8 protein-coding genes are annotated in these 15,763 nt (G+C 52.2%); 5 read left to right on the top strand and 3 right to left on the bottom strand.

Annotated features, from left to right (window positions below; all coding sequences use genetic code 11):
• The coding region (locus Q0294_RS21160) for a DUF1549 domain-containing protein (RefSeq protein ID WP_299469419.1) at positions 1-722 on the bottom strand (722 nt) is incomplete at its 3' end.
• Positions 723-1,214: 492 nt separating this feature from the next.
• Complete coding sequence (locus Q0294_RS21155; protein WP_299469417.1) at positions 1,215-1,484, bottom strand: hypothetical protein; 270 nt, start codon at positions 1,482-1,484, stop codon at positions 1,215-1,217.
• 282 nt (positions 1,485-1,766) lie between these two features.
• On the opposite strand from Q0294_RS21155, the gene Q0294_RS21150 reads away from it, so the two are divergent.
• The 4 genes from Q0294_RS21150 to Q0294_RS21135 all read left to right on the top strand — a co-directional run bounded on the left by Q0294_RS21150 (position 1,767) and on the right by Q0294_RS21135 (position 9,126).
• Positions 1,767-3,197 (top strand): sulfatase, encoded by a 1,431-nt coding sequence (locus Q0294_RS21150; RefSeq protein ID WP_299469415.1) that lies wholly within the window; start codon positions 1,767-1,769, stop codon positions 3,195-3,197.
• 185 nt (positions 3,198-3,382) lie between these two features.
• Positions 3,383-6,391, top strand: coding sequence for a PVC-type heme-binding CxxCH protein (locus Q0294_RS21145; RefSeq protein ID WP_299469413.1), 3,009 nt, complete (start codon positions 3,383-3,385; stop codon positions 6,389-6,391).
• Between the two features lie 147 nt (positions 6,392-6,538).
• Complete coding sequence (locus Q0294_RS21140; RefSeq protein ID WP_299469411.1) at positions 6,539-7,690, top strand: exo-alpha-sialidase; 1,152 nt, start codon at positions 6,539-6,541, stop codon at positions 7,688-7,690.
• Between the two features lie 254 nt (positions 7,691-7,944).
• Positions 7,945-9,126, top strand: coding sequence for a fasciclin domain-containing protein (locus Q0294_RS21135; RefSeq protein WP_299469409.1), 1,182 nt, complete (start codon positions 7,945-7,947; stop codon positions 9,124-9,126).
• A gap of 96 nt (positions 9,127-9,222) precedes the next feature.
• Here Q0294_RS21135 and Q0294_RS21130 read toward each other — a convergent pair whose 3' ends face one another.
• Positions 9,223-9,843 (bottom strand): GntR family transcriptional regulator, encoded by a 621-nt coding sequence (locus tag Q0294_RS21130; RefSeq protein WP_299469407.1) that lies wholly within the window; start codon positions 9,841-9,843, stop codon positions 9,223-9,225.
• A gap of 385 nt (positions 9,844-10,228) precedes the next feature.
• Between Q0294_RS21130 and Q0294_RS21125 the strand changes: the two genes are divergently transcribed.
• Positions 10,229-15,418 carry a PVC-type heme-binding CxxCH protein gene (locus Q0294_RS21125; protein WP_299469405.1) on the top strand — a complete coding sequence of 1,730 codons (5,190 nt, stop codon included), beginning with the start codon at positions 10,229-10,231 and terminating at the stop codon, positions 15,416-15,418.
• Positions 15,419-15,763 lie beyond the last annotated feature (345 nt).

The raw sequence follows: 15,763 nt of genomic DNA, 5'->3' as shown, positions 1-15,763 counted from the left end.
CCAATGCGTGTTCCCAGGAAAATACGCACCGTGTTATTCATATTGTCCAGAGGCATGCCGGAATCTCGCTGGAGATAACCGGTAGCAGGATTTTCCCAGATCAATCCTTCTGCAGTGATCATTTCCTGAACCATTTTGTCCCAGGGTTTGTTTTCTGCCAGAGACTGTTTAATCCACTGCCGATACGGACTGCCGTCGACGTTGTTGTTGAGACGATCGGTGTAACGAAACACGTCGGCCCAGTAATTGAAGTTGTGGCTGGCGTAACCATCACTGTCGAGCAGACGGTCAATTAATCGTTTGCGTTTATCCGGGTGGCGGGAAGCCAGAAAGTAACGTGTTTCCCGATAGGTGGGAATCGTTCCTGTAATATCCAGATAAGCGCGACGCAGGAATTGCTCGTCGGTCGTCATCGGATTAGGAGTGACTTTATATTTTGAGTAATTTGCTTCTACAAGTTTGTCAATATGTTCCGCTGAGCTTAAGGCGCTGGCCAGCTTGGCAGGATTGACGGGTTTCGACTCCACCATAAACCGGGGAGGCAGCGGTTCTTCTTTTTTCGGTTCCGGTTTTTTAACGGCTGCCTGTCTTCTGGGAGCTGCTTCCGAATCTGGGAGCCCCGAGATGATCAATATTGCGGATGCAACAACAACGCCAAACAAAGTGCCTGCTTTCCAGCGTTGCGAGATCTGACTCGCACCACTGATTCGTTTTCCTGACATGCATAACTCCCAGAGTCGTTCCTAGATTGATCAGAGATGGCCGAACATCGGAATATAATAAAGATTATGTTCTGGTTCGGTCTAATTATTCTATACAAAACAGATCAGGAAAGACTAATGCAAACAAGATTAATTTTTTCTTAAGGAACCAGAATTCCTGCGTAGACAGGAGTACAAAAAGCAACTGGTTGCCCGGTAAAGTTGCTTGGGCAATCCGGAAAAATGCAGTTTGCAACTCGGAATGGCAGCTTCGTTTGCCGCAAATGATCCATGCCCTTCGACCCTGCCTGTCTGGCTGCAATATGAAAATTCGGAAAAATCGAATTCCCTTGACAAACCCGAGACATTGAAAAGTTTCATCTCCCCCTGTTTTTCAGGTGCATTCTTTCGACTTGACTTCGCTGCGCCCCTCGCGATAGTCCCTAAATATGCGTCGCGCGCGAGACAACTGATTTCGACTCGTGACTGCTTCTGCACCTGAGGAAACTCTCACTATAAAACCCCCTCTGTTTTCGTGATTTGCAAATACTCCCGCCTCTTCACTTCTCGATGAGCACCACACTTTTGCCCCCAAATGGTTCGCTCCGCATCAAAAAGATTGCTCATATTCACTTTTTTCGGTCGCAACTGCGACAGAACCGCGCATAAATTTTGGTTGACCATTTCGCGCCCTTCACGAAGATAAATCGCAACGCGGGCGTTCCACCGGGTGAAGAATTTCACCACAACAAACAGCAGCAATGTCAACCACTCTGAATCCATTGTCCCTGCCAGCCTCCCGCCTGTTCTGAATGGAATCTGTTTCCTGTGAAACCGGATACGCAGTCTCTGACCGAAACATTCTACTCGATCGCAGACTTCACATCATAAGTGAAAATCCGCCACGATCATTCAGGACAACGGCACTCAAGGCACCGGGAATCGATGCCTGTAGACACTCTGTACTTGATTCAGCCGCGTTGTCTGGTACAGTGAGAAGACTCGATTTTATTGAGGGAGCGTGCTCAGATCACCTTACAGAATTGACATCCGGGAACAGAGCAAGTGAAAAAATTCAACCAGTGCTTTTCGATTCAGGTCCTTGTCTGGTCCTGCCTGATTCTATGCGCTTCGGTCGACCTGCTGCAGGCTGCTGATTCTCCGCAACGACCAAATCTGGTCGTCGTCCTCGTAGATGACCTGCGCTGGGACGAGCTGGGCTGTATGGGGCATCCCTTCGTCCGCACGCCTCACATCGATCGCATCGCTCATGAAGGAGCCCGCTTTCGCAATGCCTTCTGTTCGACCCCCCTGTGTTCTCCCGTGCGAGCCTGTCTGCTGACCGGCCTGTATACCCACCATCATGGCATTCTCGATAATACCAACCGGAGCGAGCACAGTCACACTCTGAACACGTTTCCGCAATCGCTGCAGCGCGCCGGTTATGAAACCGCCTATGTCGGCAAGTGGCATATGGGGAACGATGATACGGCCCGTCCCGGTTTTGATTACTGGGTCAGCATGAAAGGGCAGGGGACGTCGTTTGATCCCGTCTTAAACGAGAATGGCAAGCGGATCAAACATACCGGCCACACCACCGATGTCCTGAATCAAAAAGTGAATGAATTCGTCGCGCAGAAAAGAGACAAGCCGTTCTGTATCTATATTGCCCACAAAGCCCTGCACCCGGAACTGACGCAGCGCGATGATGGCAGTATCACCGACCCCTCAGCGGCGAAGTTTCTGCCCGCGAAACGACACGAGAACTTATACACAAAAGACGCCATCCCGCGGCGGTTGAATGTGCTTGATAACCTGGAAGGAAAACGGGCATTGCAACGCAGCATTTCAGGGCTGCCGCCGTTGAGCCGGGAAACGGGAACCAGCGATGAGGTGATCCGCGATCGCCTGCGGATGCTGGCCGGGATTGACGACGGCGTAGGAATGCTCTGCGAACTGCTGGAAAAACAGAACCAGCTTGATCAGACGGTCTTCGTTTTTACCAGCGATCATGGCTACTGGTACGGCGAACACGGACTGAGCGTCGAACGACGGCTCCCTTACGAAGAAGGCATCCGGGTTCCCCTGCTGGTTCGCTATCCTCCTCTGATCAAAGCGGGCACGCTGATTGACCAGTTCGCCGTCAGCGTCGATCTGGCCCCGACCATGCTGGAATTCGCTCAGGTGGAAACAGACCGGAAATTTGACGGGCGCAGTCTGGTTCCCTTACTCAAAGGGGAACAGCCCGATGATTGGCGCGAATCGTTCCTGATTGAATATAACAGCGATACGGTTTTTCCGCGTCTGTTAAACATGGGCTATCAAGCGGTTCGCACGCCACGCTGGAAGTACATCCAGTTTAATAAGCTGAAAGGTATGGACGAACTTTATGATGTCCAGAATGATCCCTATGAAATGAAAAACCTGATCGACCAGCCCGCATCACAAGACACCATCAAAACGCTCCAGGCCGAGCTGCAGCGACTGATGCAGTAACCCCGTTACCAATTGTTGACAGCAGGTCATACAACATCGATCCGATTCTCATTTTTTCGCTCACTTTACACATAGAATCCTTCATAAGCCCTATAGCGGTCCTCTATAATAACGCTCATTAGATATTAGAGAGACGCTCCAACACGCCATCAGCATCCCCCACGAGACCTCAACAGGATCCTTCCATGCCACCGTTTTCTGCCTTGATACGCGTTCGACCGACTTTTATTCTTCTGAGTAGCCTGCCTGTTTTGCTGGCCTGTCTGACGGTCACGGTCTGGTCCGCCGACAAGGACGATGCAAAACCCAAGGTCGATTATTCCGCCGAGATGCCCCGCATCCTGCCGCGAACACCAGAGGAAGCATTGAAGTCGTTCAAACTGCATGACGATTTTCAGATTGAACTCGTCGCGGCTGAACCCCTGGTCCGTGATCCGGTCGCCATGTGTTTTGATGAACGCGGGCGTGCGTACGTCGTCGAGATGCCCGAATACAACGATGCTAATAAAGAAGGTTACAGTTCCGTCAAACTGCTGGAAGATACGGACGGCGATGGCAAGTTTGACAAGAGTTATCCCTTCCTGACCGACATGACGCTGCCCACTGCCGTCTGCAGTTACAAAGGGGGCGTATTTGTCGGAGCACCCCCTTATGTTTATTACTGCAAAGACACCGACGGCGACGGGAAAGCCGATCTCCGAGAAATCGTGATGACCGGCTTCGGACGCGATAAAGGGGACGAAGGCATGATCAATTCCTTCCGCTGGGGCCTCGATAACAAAATCCATTTTTCCACAGGCACCGACGGGGGAGAGATCACGGTTGCCGCGGATAAAGAAAAACGAACCTACAACACCCGGGGGCGAGGCGTGATTCTCGATCCGGAGACCCGCACGATTGAACTCACCACGGGCGGCGGTCAGCACGGCATGAGCCTGGGAATCTGGAACCGCAACTTCGTCTGCTCGAACGGCATTCCGATGCAGATGCTGATGTACGATGACCGCTATATCGCCCGCAATCCGTATCTGGCACCCCCCGCAGCCCCGGTTTCGATTGCGCCCGGCGGCAAATTCACAAAGTTATTACGCATCAGCCAGATTGAACCGTGGCGAATCCTGCGGACCCGCATTCGTGCCCAAAGCGAGAAAGGGGATTACGAAAAAGGAAATCCTTCGGGTTACTTTACCGCAGCCACCGGTGTCACCATTTATCGCGGCGATGCCTGGCCGGAAAAATATCAGGGCAATGTTTTCGTCGGCGAACCGGCCAATAATCTGGTCTATCGCGCTGCACCTGAGCCCGATGGTTTATCGCTGGTCGCACCGCGCGCCGATCAGGACGCCGAGTTTCTGGCGTCTACCGATGTCTGGTTTCGGCCCGTTCAGTTTGAAAACGGTCCCGACGGCGCCCTGTATGTGCTGGACATGTACCGCGAACTGATCGAAGGGGCGCCCTTCATTCCGGAAGAAGTGATCAAACACCTCGACCCGGTCGGCGGTCAGGATAAAGGACGCATCTATCGCATCGTTCCGAAAGGTTTTGAACAGCCGTCGCTACCCGATTACGGGAAACTTTCGTCGCAGGAACTGGTCGCGTTACTGGAAAGCGATAATGGCTGGACCCGCGATACCGCGCAGCGCCTGTTGTTTGAGCGTCAGGATACGTCGGTCTGCGACAGTTTGAAGCAACTGGTGACTGCCTCCCGCAAGCCGATTACCCGGGCCACCGCGCTCTGGTCTTTGCAGGGGTTGAAATCGCTGGACGAACCGACTCTGCTGCAAGGTCTGCAGGATCAGAATTTCCAGGTCCGAAAGCAGTCGTTGCAGATCGCAGAACAGTTTGCCGATTCCTCGCTGATCCAAAAGCAGATGCTTCTGCTGGCGGAAGATGATTCTCTGGAAGTGCAGTATCAGGCCGCCTTTTCACTGGGCGCTTTTGATTCTGCCGCACGCAACCAGGAACTCGCGGAAATTCTGACGCGTCACGTGTCGAATCCCTGGATGCGGATGGCCGTTCAGAGTTCGCTTTATCAGGGAGCCGGCGAAGTCTTTGCCCTGCTGGCGAAAAATCCCGAGTTGTTAAAAGAGAAACCGGCTCAGGAGTTTCTGATCGCTTTGGCGGTGCAGATCGGAGCCCAGAATCAAGCAGAAAACGTAAAGTTGTTTCTCGCATCACTGGAAGCCATGCCTGCGTCAGATCAGAAGTTAGTCGAAGTTTTATTCAGAAATCTGCTCTCACGGGCTTCCGGCTCGACGAAAAACGTCATCGCCCAATCGACCAGCGCGCGTACTGCGCACCTGCTCAAAGAGATGATGCAGACCGCCATCCAGCAGGCGACAAATTCCAAATTGCCCGTCAAAACACGCATCGACGCGATTCCCACTTTGAGTATTGGAAAATTTGATGAGACTCATGAAGTGTTTGAAGAGTTACTCACCGTGCAGCAGCCACTGCCGGTACGTCAGCGTGCCATCACAACCTTAGGCTTGATTAACGATGATCGGGTGGCAGACTTGCTGATAGAAACCTGGCCGGGCTTCAGTCCCCAGTTGCGGATGAGCGCCGTCGAAACGCTGTTTTCACGGAAAGCCTGGCTGCTGACGATGCTGGATTCGATCAAACAGGGAGAGATCAACCCCGGGGACATCAGCCCGGAACGGGTGCAGCTGTTGAAAACGAATCAGGACGTCGAAATCAAAAAACTGGCTGAGTCTCTGTTTCATGATCAACGTCTGACCGGTCGTTCCGATATCGTCAAAGAATATCAGGCAGCCCTCAAACTCAAGGGGGATTCGGAGAACGGAAAGCTGGTGTTCAAGAAAGCGTGTGCCGCCTGTCACCAGCTGGAAAATGTCGGCGTGCAACTCGGGGCCGACTTGAAAGCAATCAAAGACCGGGGAACCGAAGCCGTCCTGCTCAACATTCTCGATCCGAATCGCGAAGTCAAACCGCAGTATGTGACGTATCTGCTCGTCACAACTCAGGGGAGAACTATCACCGGCTTGATCAAAGAAGAGAATGCCAACAGCATCACCATCGCCCGTGCCGACGGAACCAGCGATACGGTGCTGCGAATTGACATCGACGAACTGATCAGTTCGCGGCTCTCTTTCATGCCCGAAGGCCTGGAAAAACAGATCAGCAAACAGGAAATGGCCGACTTGCTCGCCTATCTGAATGCAGCTAAATAGAAGGAAATTCAGCCAGACGGGAAACTTACATGACAGAACCATTTGATCCATGAATCATAGATTTAGAGGGAACCACGGTTTCGTTGAATGCGGTCTCGTCTATAATCAATGCTGATTCTGATTTCCCTTGCGCTGAAGGACTGACTCATGAAATTCGCTCTCTCGATCCTGGTCGGGCTGTTACTCTCGCTGAATCTCATCGTAGCCGCAGAACCAAAACCGCAACCGGTGATGCTCTGGACGGGACCGCCTATCCCTGCCGATCTCGAACAGATCCCCTTCGTGCCCGGCATGACGCATCAGACGATTCATCGCGCGGAAGAAGATGGTTACAAGTTTCTGCACGGCGCTGCCATCATCGAACACAAAGGCACGTTGTATGCGAACTGGGCCAACAGTCCGACGAATGAGAATGGTCCTCAGGAAACGCTGCAGGGGCGTCGTTCCAAAGATGGCGGCAAAACATGGTCGGATCTCGAAATCATCGGCCCCGGTTTTGCGGGCTCCGATCGCCACAGTCACGGCGTATTTCTGGTGCATGAGGGAAAATTATGGACGATCTGCAGCCGTTTTGGTGTGGGGAAACCGGCAAAGCGATTTCCCGGTCTGCAGGGGGAAGCGTTTGTTCTGAATGAAGCCACCGATCGCTGGGAGTCGCAGGGAATCGTCATGCAGAACTGTTGGCCTTATGACGAACCGGTGCCGATGGCGAACGGCAATCTGATTACCGGCGGCCAGGACAAAGATGGTCTGCCCGTGGTTGCCATCAGTCACGGAAACGATCTGACTCACTGGGATACAGTGCTGATTCCCTATCCGCCGGAACTGAAGCCTTCTTTCGCGGAAACCACTGTTTCAGCAAAGGGAAAAACCGTACGGGCCATCATTCGCGGCGGCGCAGGCGTCGCCTGGATTGCGACCAGTGAAGACTGCGGTCGGACCTGGTCCCCCGCGCAGCAGAGTAATTTACCAATGCCACGCGCCAAAGCATACTTCGGCAAATTAAGCACGGGGCAGGAATACCTGATTTCGAATCTGAAGAACCGGGACACGCTGGTGATTTCCGTGAGCAAGCCCGGCGAAACCACGTTAAGTCGGATGTGGAAAATCCGGCATGGGAAATCCGAGCCTCCCCGCTTTACCGGTTTTGCAAAAGGCAAACAGTGGTCCTATCCCTATGCCCATGAACACGACGGAAAACTCTATGTCGTGTATTCCATCGGCAAGGAAGACTGCGGCCTGTCGATTCTCCCCATCGAATCACTGCAGGTCCCGGCGGCTCCAGACTCGGGACAGTAAGCGGCAACCTCTCTTTTCTCGGCCTTGGCAAGGAACGCCTCTTAAGTTCACTGGGATCACCGGATCGAACGTATGCGTTTCGAAGTGCGCGAATTTCTTCCCAGGCGATTTCGCGAAATTTCGAAAAGGGCTGGTTGTCAAAGATCATGGCCCTTCTATGGTATTAATGACTGAACTGCGGTGGCCACTGATGTTTCAGATAAGCGTTTGAGTAACCGAGTTAATTACCTCCAGTCATTCAGGAAACCAGTTCGATGAAACTCTTGTTAAAAAAGACAGTGGCGTTGGCAGCCGTTTCCGCTGTTATGCTGACGTCCACTTTTACACACGCCGCTGAGAAAAAAGACATTGTAGATACTGCTGTCGCCGCGGGATCTTTCAAAACACTGGCGGCTGCTTTAGGTGCCGCTGATCTGGTAGACGCGTTAAAGGGCGCAGGGCCGTTCACCGTGTTCGCTCCCACCGATGCCGCATTCGACAAGCTGCCAGCAGGTACAGTGGAGACTCTGCTCAAGCCGGAAAACAAAGACCAGCTGATCGCAATCCTGACCTATCATGTTGTGCCGGGGAAAGTTGCTGCGAAAGATGTCGTCAAGTTAACAGGGGCGAAGACCTTAAATGGGCAGCGTGCTGACATTCAGACCCAGGACGGTAAAGTCAAAGTTGATGGGGCCAGCGTGGAAGCCGTTGACATCCAATGTTCAAACGGCATCATCCATGTGATTGACACTGTGATACTCCCCAGTGATAAAAACATTGTGGTGACTGCTTCGGAAGCAGAAAAATTCAAAACACTGCTCGCAGCAGCACAAGCGGCCGGTCTGGCTGAAGTATTGGCCAGCAAGGGGCCTTTCACCGTCTTCGCTCCCACTGATGACGCCTTCGCGAAACTTCCGGAAGGCACAGTCGCCAGTCTGTTGAAGCCTGAGAATAAAGAAAAACTGGCAGAAATTTTGAAATATCACGTCGTCGCAGGACGCGTTTACTCCGAAGATGCTTTGGCTGCTGGCAAAGCCAAAACGCTGCAGGGGAAACAGGTCAAGATCAGCGTCTCGAAGGGTGTCGCTAAAGTGAATAACGCGAAGTTGCTTGCGACAGACATCGATGCCTCCAATGGCGTGATTCACGTGATTGACAGCGTGCTTATGCCTCCCGATGACAAAAAGCTCAGTGCTACGGAAGCGTGTGAAAAAATTAAACACACCGTAGCACGCGGGTCTGATTTGTATAACAACGGACACTACGATGAAACAACAATGTTATACAAGAAAACGATGCAAGCCATGTTAAATAGCGTGGATAGCATGCCGAAAGAAATTCGGGTCAACATGCAGCATGCCCTTAGTCACTCTGAAAAAATGAACTGCGCTTCACAGCAGGCATGGACTCTGAGGAACGCTTTGGATCATGCTTACATGCAAATGTCGGCTCTGTAAGATGAAGATACTCTGATGCTCCTCAGCTTTGAACTCCCGTTGTCATCTTTCATAAATGGCGGCGGGAGTTTTTTTGATCACAGGCGGATAGCGGGTTCAGTCAATATTCGAAATCAGAAGCTGAATGGCAGCATCGAGTTTTCCCGTGCGGAACATGGCCACGATGGCGACGTGTTCATAATAGATTTTCATCGGATCGTGGGGCTTCTGGAATCCTGCGAGGAAGTGGCGTCGTAACCGGGAAACCAGTGTGATCCAGATCGACATCAGGCCCTGTTCCGGTGATTTCGCGATGATCGACTGGTGAAACTTGATGTCCAGTTCCGCAAGCTGGATCAAGTTTTGCGTTTCACAGGCGAGTTTCATTTCGCTCAAAATGACCTCCCATTCTGCAAAATCCGTTTCATCCAGATCAGCAAAAATCGATCTCAAGGCGAACGATTCCACTGTCTGCCTCAACGGAATAATCAGCTGCTGCATCGAATCGGATGAGGAAGCCGCCACGCGCATTCCGCAATTGGGTTTCGCTTCCACCATCCCTTCATGCGCCAGTTGTTTCAGCGCCTCTCGAACAGGCGCCCGGCTGACCTGGAACCGCTCGGCTAAACTCACTTCGCGTAATGGCATGCCTTCCTGGAAACGCCCCGTGATGATTTCCATCCGTAGCTGATCAACAATGTCCTGGCTTTGATTCTGGGCTAACTCAGTCTGGCTCATGAAAAAACACCATCGTTTGTGTGATGATCTGCAGAGAACAGCGACGCTCCCTTTCTCTCTAGTTTTGATTATTGTAAACAATTATGCAATTGTAAACCAGCGAATTCTCTGAGGTTCAGGAAATCTCCTAGAGGAGTATTTCGTGTGAACTTCTATTATATTGAGGTATTAACAATTTTCATGGCTGATCTGCTGTTGCGGAGTTCAGATGCGCAAATTTTGTGGATTTGCCAAATTGCATACAATACTGTTCTGTTTTGGTTGACACACATCCGGGCTTCGGCCAGACTTGAGAGAGACGGCGTCATGAGAAACTTGCCGGGCGGGTTTGTCACGACGCTGAGAAAAAATCGCTCTTGGCTGCAATGATCGTGGAGATTTCAAAATGGCTTTTTCGCTCTCTCTTTCCCATATCATGAACTCGACTGTCCGTTGCCGCAGCACTATTCCTGTTCTGTTGCTGATGCTCAGTTGTGTTGCTGTCTCTCTCACTGCTGCTGAGAAAAAACAGGACACGGGAAACCGGCTGGTTTATCTGGATCAGGATGATCCTTATTATGTATCGCAAAATTTTCCCAAACTGGTCACGCCCCAGTGGTCGGGAGATAAACAGGTCAAAGCGGTCTGCGTGCTCGCCATTGATGATATGCGCGACGTTAAAAAATACGAAGAATATCTCCGTCCGATCCTCGAACGACTCAAAGAAATCAACGGCCGTGCCGGCGCGAGTATCATGACGTGCCGCGTTGATCCGCAAGACCCGCATTTACAAAAGTGGATCAAGGAAGGCGTGAGCATTGAAGTTCATACTTACGATCACCCTTGTCCGTTATTAAAGGATCGCGACTTTACGAAAGCCAAAGGGACCGTTGAGCGTTGTGTTGATTTACTGAATGAAATCCCAAACAGCCGGCCCGTGGCCTACCGCATGCCTTGCTGCGATTCGCTGAATACCGTGAGCCCTCGCTTTTTTACCGAGATCTTTAACAGCCGGTCACCAAAGGGAAATTATCTGCAGATTGATACGTCCGTGTTTCATGTCTTCACGGCCAATGATCCGGAACTCCCCAGGGAATACGTGCTCGATCCCGATGGGCAGGGCAGAAATGAAAAGTATGTTCCCGTCGATCGAGGTTTTGTGAATACGATTTTTGATTATCCGTATCCGTACCCGATCTCACGACTCTGCTGGGAATTTTCGTGTGTGACTCCCAGCGACTGGTCCGCCCAGCATCGGCAAAAGCCGATGAATCCGCTGACCGTACGGGACTGGACCGCCGTGATTGATGCCACCGTTGTGAAGCAGGGCACATTCAATTTGGTCTATCATCCGCATGGCTGGATCAGCAACGAGCAGGTCATCAAATTGATCGATCATGCCGTGGAAAAGCATGGTTCCGCGGTGCAGTTTCTTTCGTTTCAGGATGTTCTGCAACGGATGAATCAGCATCTGCTGGCAGGTCAACCCTTACGGAATGAACGCGGTGCCGACAACGGCGTCCGACTGCTCGATTTGAACAACGACGGGTATCTGGATGTCGTCATTGGTAATGAAAACGTCCGGAAAACCCGCATCTGGAATCCGGAACAGCAAACGTGGAAGGAATCCGGTTTTCCCACACGTCTGGTGTCTGCCCCTGATTCTGAGGGAAACCAGGCCACACGTTGCCGCTTCGGTGTGATGAATGGTCAGGTCGTCCTGTTGACGTTAACGCCGGAAGAATCCGCCGCCTGGAGGTTCCACGCAGGAGACTGGATTGAGGACAAAACATTACTCGCAGGTCTGCCCACAGAGAAAGCAGCGATTTTTACACTCAAAGACGGCACAGATCAGGGTGTTCGCTTCCGCGATCTCAATAATGACGGCCAATGTGAGCTGATCGTTTCCAATCCAACACAGCAGGCTGTGTATGCCTGGTCGCAAACAGATTCCTGCTGGCAGAAATTACCCTGGTCACTCCCGAATGCAGCGACCATTGTGGACGCACAAGGGCGCGACGCGGGTCTGCGTTTTGCGGACATCAATGAAGATGGTTTTGCGGATGCCCTCTTTTCCAATGAGAGCCGGTATTCTTTGGATCTTTTCGCATCGTTAGACAAAGGCTGGAAAAACGTTTTCCAGAAGCAGCGTCAGGATGGCGATGATATGCCTGCGATTTCACGCAACGGTACAAACAACGGCGCCTGGTTTCATTCACGTCATTTATGGGTCCAGAATGAAAATACCGACAAATTAAAACATCTGGTGGCGGGAAAATCCTTTGATGAATTACTGGCAGCGAAAGGGCCACAACCCAAATCACCCGCGGCTGCTTTGAAAACGATCCAGGTCAAACCCGGCTTTCATGTCGAACTGGTGGCGGCAGAACCGCTGGTGCAGGATCCGGTCGCCTTCGATTGGGGCCCGGATGGTAAACTCTGGGTGGCAGAGATGGCCGACTACCCGTTGGGCATTGATGAAAAAGGGACATTCGCCGGGCGCGTGCGTTATCTGGAAGACACGAACGGCGACGGCAAGTATGACAAATCGACCGTATTCTTAGACGGGCTGGGTTACCCCACGGGAGTCATGGCCTGGCGAAACGGAGTGATTGTGACCACCGCGCCGGAAGTCTTTTACGCAGAAGACACCAACGGCGACGGCAAGGCAGACCTGCACGAATCACTGTATACCGGATTTGGAGAAGGCAACCAGCAGCATCGGGTGAACGGCCTGCGCTGGGGGCTGGATAACTGGATTTATCTGGCGAACGGCGATTCCGGCGGAGATCTGGTGTCGACCAAAACCGGCGAGAAACTGAATCTCAGCCGCCGTGATCTGCGTATCAGACCTGATACGGGGTTGATGGACGCGCAATCCGGTCAGACTCAGTTCGGTCGGGAACGGGACGACTGGGGGAACTGGTTTGGCAGCAATAACAGTAACCCCGCCTTTCATTATGCCCTGGCCGACCATTATCTGCGCAGAAATAAAGACCTCATCGCGCCGGACCCGAAAGTCCAGGTTTCCATTCAACCGGGGGCTGCCACCATTTTTCCGGTGAGTCGTACTCAAGAACGATTTAATGATTTGAACAAGGTGAACCGCATTACGTCCGCCTGTGGTTTGTGTTTCTATCGCGATCAGTTATTCGGCCCGGAATATGTCGGCAATTCATTTATCTGCGAACCCGTGCATAATCTGGTACACCGGGAAATCGTTTCTCCGCAGGGAACGACATTCACCAGCCGTCGCGCCGAGAGCGAACAGGATTCCGAATTCATGGCGTCGACAGACAACTGGTTCCGCCCGACCATGGCGCGCACGGGTCCCGATGGTGCTTTGTGGGTCGCGGACATGTATCGGCACGTGATTGAACATCCCCAGTGGATCCCCAAAGAGATGCAGGAAAAACTCGATCTGCGGGCCGGCAAAGAGCAGGGGAGAATCTATCGTGTCGTGCGCGACAAAACCCCGCTACGCCCGGTTCCCCGTTTCGATCAGCTGTCAAATACGGAACTGGTGCAGGTTCTGGAAAGTCCGAACGGCACGCAACGGGATATCGCGCATCAACTGCTGGTCAGTCGAAAAGATGAAACCGTTGTTCCGGAATTAAAGAAAATGGTGCAGCAGGGTAAATCAGCCACCGCCCGCCTGCAGGCACTGTGTGTACTGGATGGGTTAGGGCCGGTTTCAAGTGAAACCGTATTACTCGCGTTACAAGATGAGCACCCCGGAGTGCGCCGCCACGCGATTCGCATCAGTGAATCCATGTTGAACCAGTTTCCAGAAATCGGGCCGCAGTTACTGCAACTCGTCAGCGATCAGGACCCGCAGGTGCAAATGCAACTGGCGTATTCGCTCGGTGAGTGGAATGACCCGCAGGCCGGCGTGGCGCTGGCTCGGATGGCACTCACCTTTGATGACAATCCCTTTCTGCGCACCGCTATTTTGAGTTCCGTCGGCAATAACCTGGATGCGTTTAGCACTGCCCTCTTGCAGGAATTGAACGGCAAACAACCTCCCGCACAACTCTTTAATGCCCTGGTGACGATGGCGGTTTCTGCGAATCGTCAGGAAGCACTCGCACAGATCTATGCCGTGGCAGGACAGCGACCTGAAGGAAAATCGTTCGCTCCGTGGCAGTTTCAGGCCGTTTCAACTTTGCTCAATTCATTAGGACGACGCAACCAGACGCTTCCCAAATATTATGAGCAGGCGAACAAACAATTACAGGCAGCCCTCGATCAATTACGGCCTCTGTTTCAGGAAGCCCGCGCGATCGCCGGCGATGAAACCGCTGCTGCGGAAAAACGAAAACTGGTTTTGCAGCTGTTGGGACGAGGCTTTGATGAGCAGGAACAGGACTTCGAAATCCTGGCCGAAATGCTCTCGCCGCGAAATTCGCGTCCGCTGCAGAGTGCGGCCGTGATGGCACTCACACAGTTCGGCAATCAGCGCACGCCTCAGATGTTGCTTGAACGCTGGAAAAGTTTTGGACCGGGTTTACGTACCGAAGTGTTGAACGCGTTATTAAGTCGACCGGCCTGGGTGAAATCGGTTTTAGATGGCATCGAACAAAAAACGATTCTGCCCTCGGACATTGATGCTTCCAGTCAACAGATCCTGCTCAGCCAGAAAGATCAAAAGCTGCGCGAACAGGCGGCAAAGTTGCTGGCAGTTTCCCTGGACTCCAATCGCGCGAAAGTCGTTCAAGAATATTCGACCATGTCCGCATTGAAAGGCAATGTCGAAGCGGGGCATCAGATTTTTCTCAAACGGTGTTCTGTCTGTCATCAGCTCAACAAGGAAGGCAAACCGATCGGCCCTGACCTGTCTGCTTTGACCGATAAATCACAGCAGGCATTATTGACGGCCATTCTCGATCCCAACCGCGCGATCGAAAGCAAGTATGTCAGTTATCTCGCGGTCACCGTGAATGGGCTGACTTATAACGGTTTACTCGCTGCAGAAAGCGGGGAGAGCATCACACTCGTTCAAAACGACGGCAAGTCAATCACGTTACTGCGGAATGACCTGGAAGAACTCCAGAGCACGGGTAAATCGCTCATGCCGGAGGGACTGGAAAAAGACATGCCCCCTCAGGATTTTGCTGATCTGATTGCTTATCTGAACGCCACCGAGCGACCGCGGAAAACGTTTGCCGGCAATCAGCCAACGGTCGTCCAGCCGGAAGCCTTGTGGGGGGACTTGTTTTTGATCCCTCAGCTTGCCGAGATTTATGGCGAGACGATTCAGTTTGAAAACAAGTACAAGAACCTGGGCTATTGGCAAAGTGAAAATGATCGTGCCGTCTGGACACTGGATGTCCCCCAGGCTGGTAAATACGACGTTTATCTGGAGTATGCCTGCCCGCAGGCAGCCGGCAATCAGGTGTTGCTGGAAGCTGCAGGCCAGCGTCTTACCTGGCCTGTGCCGGGCACGGGCAGTTGGGACGTCTATCAAAGTCCTAAAGTGGGCGTGATTGAACTGCCTGCCGGCAAGTCACGACTGGCGGTCCGCAGTCATGGAAAAATCAACCATGCCTTGCTGGACTTGAAAACGGTTCGCCTGCGCGTTTCCGCTCAGAAATAACGCTGTCACGATTTACGAATTCCAGCCGATTCACTTCACCTGCTGGCTGCGATTCGCTCAGCCTCGTCTCTGTGATCCGGGAAAAGTTCCCGACTGCGCCGTTTGACGCGGTTCGGTTCATGCAGATTATCCCGAATCTAACGTCTCCGAAATGCCTGTTTTCTGCACGGAAAAACTCAGGCAGATCCTGGAATTCTTAGTGAAAATCAGGTGTAAACGCCAACATTTTGCCGTTAATGGGTGTAAATAGAAGGAGTGCGAACTGCAGATTCCGTTTTCGGTCTCACTTTTCATGAATAATCTGCAGAGTTTAAAAGAAATCGATTGCGTAAGTTTTTTTTATGA

Origin of the sequence: uncultured Gimesia sp. (assembly GCF_937919775.1) — a bacterium.
GTDB lineage: Bacteria > Planctomycetota > Planctomycetia > Planctomycetales > Planctomycetaceae > Gimesia.
This window is presented reverse-complemented; position numbering and strand designations above follow the sequence as displayed.

What these genes read in the sequence shown, in the direction of transcription:
- Q0294_RS21155 (WP_299469417.1), bottom strand. Translation starts at nt 1,484, where the DNA reads ATGGATTCAGAGTGGTTGACATTGCTGCTGTTTGTTGTGGTGAAATTC.
- Q0294_RS21145 (WP_299469413.1), top strand. Translation starts at nt 3,383, where the DNA reads ATGCCACCGTTTTCTGCCTTGATACGCGTTCGACCGACTTTTATTCTT.
- Q0294_RS21140 (WP_299469411.1), top strand. Translation starts at nt 6,539, where the DNA reads ATGAAATTCGCTCTCTCGATCCTGGTCGGGCTGTTACTCTCGCTGAAT.
- Q0294_RS21135 (WP_299469409.1), top strand. Translation starts at nt 7,945, where the DNA reads ATGAAACTCTTGTTAAAAAAGACAGTGGCGTTGGCAGCCGTTTCCGCT.
- Q0294_RS21130 (WP_299469407.1), bottom strand. Translation starts at nt 9,843, where the DNA reads ATGAGCCAGACTGAGTTAGCCCAGAATCAAAGCCAGGACATTGTTGAT.
- Q0294_RS21125 (WP_299469405.1), top strand. Translation starts at nt 10,229, where the DNA reads ATGGCTTTTTCGCTCTCTCTTTCCCATATCATGAACTCGACTGTCCGT.